7 protein-coding genes are annotated in these 7239 nt (G+C 70.1%); 3 read left to right on the top strand and 4 right to left on the bottom strand.

Annotated elements, in window-relative coordinates:
• A partial coding sequence (locus tag ACGF0D_RS43735; protein ID WP_392926096.1) for an ISL3 family transposase occupies positions 1–1581 on the bottom strand: 1581 nt, incomplete at its 3' end.
• Between the two features lie 180 nt (positions 1582–1761).
• Positions 1762–2139 carry a winged helix-turn-helix transcriptional regulator gene (locus ACGF0D_RS43730; protein ID WP_392926094.1) on the bottom strand — a complete coding sequence of 126 codons (378 nt, stop codon included), beginning with the start codon at positions 2137–2139 and terminating at the stop codon, positions 1762–1764.
• Positions 2140–2239: 100 nt separating this feature from the next.
• On the opposite strand from ACGF0D_RS43730, the gene ACGF0D_RS43725 reads away from it, so the two are divergent.
• Positions 2240–2956, top strand: coding sequence for an NAD(P)-dependent oxidoreductase (locus tag ACGF0D_RS43725; protein ID WP_392926092.1), 717 nt, complete (start codon positions 2240–2242; stop codon positions 2954–2956).
• 67 nt (positions 2957–3023) lie between these two features.
• Here the strand turns inward: ACGF0D_RS43725 and ACGF0D_RS43720 are convergent, their stop codons facing one another.
• Positions 3024–4019: a recombinase family protein gene (locus tag ACGF0D_RS43720; protein ID WP_392926089.1), complete on the bottom strand. Its 996-nt coding sequence runs from the start codon at positions 4017–4019 to the stop codon at positions 3024–3026.
• Positions 4016–5260: an IS701 family transposase gene (locus ACGF0D_RS43715; protein WP_392926087.1), complete on the bottom strand. Its 1245-nt coding sequence runs from the start codon at positions 5258–5260 to the stop codon at positions 4016–4018. Before ACGF0D_RS43715 ends, ACGF0D_RS43720 begins: the two co-directional genes overlap by 4 nt.
• Before the next feature lie 231 nt (positions 5261–5491).
• On the opposite strand from ACGF0D_RS43715, the gene ACGF0D_RS43710 reads away from it, so the two are divergent.
• Together ACGF0D_RS43710 and ACGF0D_RS43705 are read left to right on the top strand one after the other, a co-directional pair.
• The gene (locus ACGF0D_RS43710; RefSeq protein WP_392926085.1) at positions 5492–5926 is read left to right on the top strand and encodes a gamma-glutamylcyclotransferase family protein; all 435 of its coding nucleotides are present in this window, start codon (positions 5492–5494) and stop codon (positions 5924–5926) included.
• 39 nt (positions 5927–5965) lie between these two features.
• Entirely contained in the window at positions 5966–6850 is an 885-nt protein-coding gene (locus ACGF0D_RS43705; RefSeq protein WP_392926083.1) for a HEAT repeat domain-containing protein, read from the top strand.
• Positions 6851–7239 lie beyond the last annotated feature (389 nt).

The following is a 7239-nucleotide window of genomic DNA, read 5'->3' as shown; positions in this document are numbered from 1 at the left end:
TCCGTCAGCAACTTCGCGCCGCTCAAGCCGTCTCCCAAGTCCGTGGTTGCACCGGGGAGACATGATCACCCCGGACAGATTCCACGTAACTTCTAGGTTGACGTGTCCCTCGACCGGGCCGCTGTTCCAGCGCAGGGTGAGGCCGGCGGTCACGGCGTCGAGGTCCTGGCGCAGGTGGCGGGCGAAGTTGCGCAGGGGCGGCAGGTTGGTGGCCTCGGTCTGCTCGATCCACTCGGGTAGGTGCTCACCGTCGAGGTTCTTCATCATCAGGGCGAAGTCGCGCACCCGTTCGGCGGCGGTAGCCAGTTCGGGGCAGCGGGCCAGGAGGTGCTTGAGCTGGAGGGCTTCGTCGCTGGTCAGGGCGTCGGGGTGGCGGGTGAGCCAGCCGGTGGCCTGTCGGACGGTCAGCGTGGTCGGCAGCCTGGGTGCTGGTGCGGGCGAGGAACGGAGCGGCTCCAGCCAGCGTCGGACGCTGCGGTTGCTGCCCCGGTAGCCCAGGGTCTGGATCTCGCGGAAGAGCAGTCCGCTGTCCGTGCAGCCGTCGTTCCACCGCTGGTTCAGATAGCCGACCCACGGGGTGAGCGCGCGGCCACCCTGCCTGGACGGCACCAGCAGTTCCTCGACTGCGGGGGCGTGGGCGTACTTGCGGACCGTCTTGCGGTCCAGGCCGAGCAGCTCGGCGATCCGGCCGATGCCCACCCCCTTGCCGTACAACTCCTTTACGGTGGCGAAGCGTTCGCGGGTCGTACTGGCCCGCCGGCCGTCCGGGAGCTGCACCTGCGGTTCGGGGGCAGGGGCGGGGATCTGGGCCTGGTCGTCCGGGTTCTTCAGGCAGGCGCGGTGGGCGATCACGCACTTCTCGACCGTTTCGGCGAGGTTCTTCCACAAGTGAAAGCGGTCTGCCACCTGCACGGCGTCCGGTGCAGCGGTGCGGACGGCCTCGGCGTAGGCGCTGGCCCGGTCGCGGCACACGATCTCGGCGCCGGGATGCTTGCGCAGCCAGTCGGCCAGGGTCTCGGCGGTGCGGTCGGGCAGCACGTCGATGGGGCGGCGGGCCTCGATGTCGATCAGGACGGTTGCGTACACGTGGCCGCGCTTGAGGGCGAAGTCGTCGACGCCGAGGACCCGCGGCGCCCGCTGGAGCGGTGGGTCGGGCAGCGTGCGTATGAGGTTGAGCAGGGTGTTCGCGCCGGCCCGGCAGTGAAGGTGCTCGGCGAGTCGGCTCCCGGCACGGCCGGCGAGTGCGAGAGCGACCGCTTCCAGCAGTCCGCGCTGGAGCAGGCTGCGCCGGCCGTAGCGGAACGTCAGACCTTCGACCTGCTCGGCGAAGGTCCGGCGCGGGCAACCGGAGGTCTGGCAGCGGAACCGGCGTACCGACAGGGCGATCGTCGCGGCACGGCCGCCGACGGCCAGGTCGGCGATCCGCCGCCGGTAGCGGTCGTGCACCCGGGCCGAGCCGGCACCGCACCCCGGGCAACATGCCTGTTCGGAGGCCGAACGAGCAGTGATCCGCAGCCCCGTCTCCGTATCGCGGACCTCCTCGACCACCAGGCCGGAAAGGTGCGGGAGCAGCAGCTTCAACGTCTGATCACATAGCACGAGTGTTCAAAGATCGACATGACGATCAGTCACGCTGGGCGATCCCGAAATGTTGATCAGATCCTATCGCTTGGCCGCCACCGGGGCGGACTACAAGGCCGTTGACAGACACATGGGAAGCGATCGCCAGCGATCACGGTGTGGCGGTGCCGTGGCGCCGGATCAGCGGGCGTGGTTGCCGCGTGACGCCGCTTCACGCGCGTCGATGAGCTCGTCCATGTGCGCCTGTGCCCAGGCGCGTGCCGTGTCCAGCAGGTCGAGGAGGCTGCGGCCGAGCGGGGTCAGCTCGTACTCGACGTGCCGGGCGGATCCGGTGAGGACGGTTCGGACGACGAAGCCGTCGCGTTCGAGCGTCCGGAGGGACTGTGTGAGCACCTTGGGAGTGATGGTGCGCAGGGGGACGCGCAGTTCGGAGAATCGCCGAGGTCCTGCAGCCAGGCATTGGACGATCATTCCGGCCCATTTGTCCCCGACTCGGAACGGCATCAGGACGGAGGGGCAGACCGGGTCGAACATCTCGGGGTCCAGCGGTTCGGGCACATCACCACCGTAGCGCGGTATCCAGGTGGTAACCATGTGGGTGGCTACCTTGCCTGGTACGCCGACAGGCGGAGCTCTTCAACGGACGAGGTGGTAGCGCATGGGCAGGATCGTTGTTTTTGGGGCAGGCGGGCGGGTCGGACGCGCAGCGGTGGGCGAGGCGGTCCGCCGGGGGCACCACGTCACCGCGGTCGTCCGCGACCCGGCTGCGTACCGGCACCTGCACGCGGACAGCGTCATCGTCGCGGCAGGGGATGTGACCGATGCCGACCGCGTCGCGGACCTCTCGGCCGGTCACGGCGCCGCGATCATGGCCGCCTACGACGCCGCGGCCCGGCCGGACGCCTTCTTCACCTCCGCCGCCCGTGCCCTGCTCGACGGGCTGACGCGGGCGGGCGTGGAACGGCTGGTCGCTGTCGGTCTTTCGGCGGCGCTGGAGACCGGCGACGGGACGCCCCTGAACGAGGTGGCGGGCTTTCCACAGGAGTACCGGCCTTTCGCTCGTGCTCATGCGGCGGGAACGGCCGTGCTGCGCGCCTCGCAGACCACTGTGGACTGGGTGGTCGTCAGTCCGGCCGGTGACTTCGACGCTACGGGGGCAGGCTCCGGCGGGTACGTGGTGTCCGGCGCCGACATGGCGGGCCGGATCGCATACGGCGATTTCGCACTCGCACTGCTGGACGAGATCGATGCGCCTCGCCGTCACCGCGTGCACATCGGGGTCGACGCGGCGTGCGCCAAGGATGCCGGCGAAGCTCAAGACACCGAACCGCTGCGGCGGAACGCCACTGCAGGGACCTCGCTCACCCAATCGTGAAGGGATCAGCCTCCGTTGACGGCTTCGGGGATCAATCAGGACGTGGTTAGCGGTAAGCCCCTGATGATCAGGTCGCGGCCGTGATGCGGGTGGCGTAGACCCGGTGGGCCTTGCGTTCGGCGGGGCTGGCGGAGTCGGTGGCGACGGCGCCGGCCTGCTGCAGCACGGTGCGGTGGAGTTCGAGCGGTGCGGTGATCCGAACGGAGTGGCCTTGGCCGCGGCGGATGGTCCGGCCGGTGGCGAGCGCGGCGCGGACGGTCTCGTCGCCGCCGGCGAGCAGGTGGTCGGCGAGCAGGCCGGGCAGGTCGATGGTGATCACCGGGTTCGGCTCCGGCTGCTGCTCGGCGGCCGGGTCCGGGGCGACGTCGAGCTGCTCGGGCAGTTCACGGGCCCCGGCAGCGTCCAGGACCCGGCGGATCGTCTTCGGGTCGACCTGGTGCTGCCGGGCGAGGGCCTTGACGGCGGTGCCTTCGCCGAACGCCTCGACCACCTTCGCCGCTTGGTCCGGGTCGAGCGCGGTGGGGCGGCCGAGCGTCTTGCCGGAGGCTTCGGCGGCGGCGACGCCTTCGCGGGTGTTCTCCGAGATCATGTCGCGCTGGAACTCCAGTACGGCGGCGAGCACGTTCACCATCATTTTGGTGCCGGGGTCGTCGGAGGCGAGGTCGATGCCGGACAGCAGCCCGGACTCGACTCGCAGGTGCAGGCCGCGGCGGATCAGCACCGGGCGCAGGGCGAGGATGTCCGCCACCGAGCGGAAGAGCCGGGCGGCGTCGGCGATGCGGATGGTGTCGCCGACGGCGGCCTCGTTCAGCAGCCGGGTGAAGCCAGCGCGGTCGAGCGAGAGCTGCCGGGTGGAGGTGGCGGGGTCCTCGTAGACGGGGGCGCTGGCGGCCAGCAGCGGGGCCAGGGCGTGACGCTGGCGGGCGTCGGTCTGTTTGTCGGTGGAGTGCCGCAGGTAGAGCCGGTCGGCCATGCGCTCTTCGTCTTCCCCGGGTGGGCCGAGCGGGGCCCGGCGGTGTCCGCGGACCACCCTAGTACTCCAGCTGTAGATCTTGATCTTCATGGTTGTTGGGCTGCTTGTCGCTGGTAGTGGCTGGTGCAGGCGCGTGCTTGGTGCCGACGCCGCCATTCCGACCAGCGGAGCCAGTGGGCGAGGTCGCGGACGGGCTGGACGAAGAGGGCTGCGAAGAGGCGCCGGATCTCGTTGCAGGTCAGCGGGCTGAGTTCGGCCGCCACGACGTTCGTGGCTCGTTCGATGGCGGCGGTGACGGCAAGGAAGGCGTGCGCGAGCATGGCCAGGGTGGTCCAGCGGTGCCAGGAGATCCAGCGGCGGACCTGGTGCTCGTCGAGTCCGGCCAGGCCCTTGGCGGCTTGGAAAGTCTCCTCGACGGTCCAGCGGCGTCCGGCCACCTTGACCAGCCTGGTGAGCGGGATCGGGCGGGGCGAGTAACAGCGGTAGAAGGCGAGTTCACCAGTGCGCCGGTTGCGTCGGACGAGCAGCCACCGGTGGCCGGGGCACCCGGGCGGGCTGTCGATGTCGACCTGGGCCCAGTCGTAGAAGCGGTGGCCCTTGGCCCCGGCTCCCGCGGACAGTCGCTGCCAAGCACGTTTCGGCAGGCCGTGGGCCAGAACGCCAGCGCGGAAGACGCCCGCCCGGGTGGCGATCGGCCGCTTGCGTGAGACGGCGAGGACGTAGCCGATCTGACGCCGTTCCAGCTCGGCACTCAGGTGCGGGTCACCTCCGTAGACCTCGTCGCCGGTAACCCATGCGGCCTGGACGCCGGCGTCCAGGGCGTGGGCGATCATCTCGGTGGCCAGTGCGGGCTTGGTAGCGAACTTCAGGCCGTCAGGTATGCCAGCCGCTCGGCACCGGTCGGGGTCCTGGGTCCAGGAGCGAGGGATGTAGAGACGGCGGTCGATTGCGGCGTGCCCGGACGGGGCGGAGTAGACCAGATAGACGGCTACTTGGGAGTTCTCGATCCGCCCTGCGGTGCCCGTGTACTGGCGCTGAACCCCGACGCTCCCGGTGCCCTTCTTCAGGTCCCCGGTCTCGTCGACGACCAGCACAGCATCCTCATCGCGGAGGTGGTCGACCACGAAGTCCCGTATGTCGTCGCGGACCTGGTCGGCATCCCAGGACGCCCGGCTGAGCAGATGCTGCATGCCGGCCGGGCTCGCGTCACCGGCGTGCTCGGCGATCGTCCAGCAGTTCTTCCTCGGCAGGTCCACGAGCAGCCCCAGTACGAATGCCCGCGCCCGGCGACGAGGTTCCACCCGCGTGAACCGGCCCGCAACCTTGGCCATCAAGTCCTCGAACACCGACTGCCACCGGGCAGGGTCTACGCTGTGGCCCACGGCCACCGGCTGGTCTTCGTATGTCGACACAACCCACGATGATCAACGGTGGCCGTCTCCGTCTCTAGGCGACCCAGCAATACGGGGTGCCGTTAACGATCGTGTCAGGAGCCCCAAAGACGGGTGATCTTTGATCGTTTGTCCCTGTTGACCTGCTGTTGTCCGGCATGATGCGGGGCCATGGGGCGGAAGCCTGTGGGCGCGGACGAGCTGGTGGAGCACTGGACCGTGCTCGATGACGAGGCGGACCTGGCCGCGGGGAAACGCGGCGGGACGCGGGTGGGCTTCGCGCTGCTGCTTGGCAACCACGCCCGCTACCTGGCCTCGCACACCCTCCGCGCCCGCCGCGCCCTGCTCCGCGGCACCGCCCTCCACGCGGGCCCGGGCTTCCCCTACGCCGTCCCGACCCCGGGCCGCACCGTGGTCGGCGACCTGCTCACGGTCCGCCCCGCCGAGTACCCGGTGGTCCGCGTCCGCCTCGCGGTCACCCTGCCGGACACGGGGGACGCGGTGGACGCCTGGGTCTACCTGGCCGGCCCGGCGGTGACGGCGGAGCTTGCGACGCGGCCAGCGCTGATCGAGTCGGGGGACTGGGCGGACGGCGGGGCACGATAATCCGAGCGGCTCGTGGGAGGCCTCCCTATCCTGGTGGGCATGGCCGATGGCGAGGACGATCTCGAAGCCCTGCGCGCTGCGGCGCTCTTGGACCCGGACGGGCAGGACTACTGGCAGGTCGTCAGCGACTTCCACCGCCGTGCGGACCAGTCGGCGTTCGAGGCCGCGTGCGTGACGGCTCGTTCCGAGGACCTGCGCGAGCGGGTGGTCGGCCTGAACGTCCTGGGCCAGCTCGGTTACGGCGCCGGGCGCCCGTTCCTGGAGGAGACGCTGCCGATCGCCGTCGCGGCCTGCGCCGACTGGCGGCCCGGCGTGGTCCAGTCAGCGGTCGCGGCCTTGCACCACCTCGCAGACCCGCGAGGCCTAGCCGCGGTGCTGGGGCAGACGGAGCACCACGACGAGGACGTGCGCCAGGCGGTGGCCTTCACCCTGCCGTCGGTCGCCGGCGACCCCGCCTGCCCGGAAGCCGTCACCGCGCTGATCCGGCTTAGCGAAGACCGGTCGGACTTCGTCCGCGACTGGGCGACCTTCGGCCTGGGACTGGAATCGGCGGGAGACAACGAGCTGATCCGGCATGCCCTGCTGGAGCGGGTGGCCGACCCCGATCCGGACACGGCCGGCGAGGCGTTCCTCGGCCTGGCCCGCCGCCGCGACCGGCGCATGCTCGCAGCACTGATCGCGGCCCTGGAGGGCGACGACCCCGCCCACATCCTCATCGAGGCCGCGTTCGAGCTCGCCGCACCGGAGTTGCTACCGGCCCTGCGCCTGCTCAAGCAACAGGAGACGCCGGACGAGGACGGGGAGACGTGGATGCTCGACGACGCCATCACTGCATGTTCCACCGTGGTAGTCGAGCGCGCCGACCCGGATCCGGACGCGCGCTTCACCCCGAACGAGCTCAGACCTGCCAGACCGCAACCTTGAGAATCCGCACACAGGGGCCGTCGTCGATCCCCTCGACGTCGCCGCGCTGGTCCTCCAGGTACCAGATCAGACAGGGCCTCCGCGCCATACGTGAGAACCGAGATCATGTCGCGCTGGAACTCCAGGACCCCGGCGAGCATGGTGACGAACAGTTTGCTCTGCGGGTCGCCCAGCACAGTTCACGCTGGCCCAGTTGCGTGGCTGGTTGCAGCAGCCTACGGGCACCCGGGTCCCGTCACCTTGGCCGGAGCCGCGCTCATCACATGACACCAGATCCCGATCTACAGCTGGAGTACTACTGAAGTTGAATTCGTGATGTCGGTCTGAGATGTGGTCAGCCATCCATGATCAGGCCGGTGGTGGCGAGGCATCCGTCGATGAGGTGAGGG

Source organism: Kitasatospora sp. NPDC048298 (assembly GCF_043201465.1).
In the GTDB taxonomy this organism is placed as follows: Bacteria; Actinomycetota; Actinomycetes; order Streptomycetales; family Streptomycetaceae; genus Kitasatospora.
The sequence above is the reverse complement of the archived record's forward strand: the minus strand, read 5'-3'. Positions and strand labels throughout refer to the sequence as shown.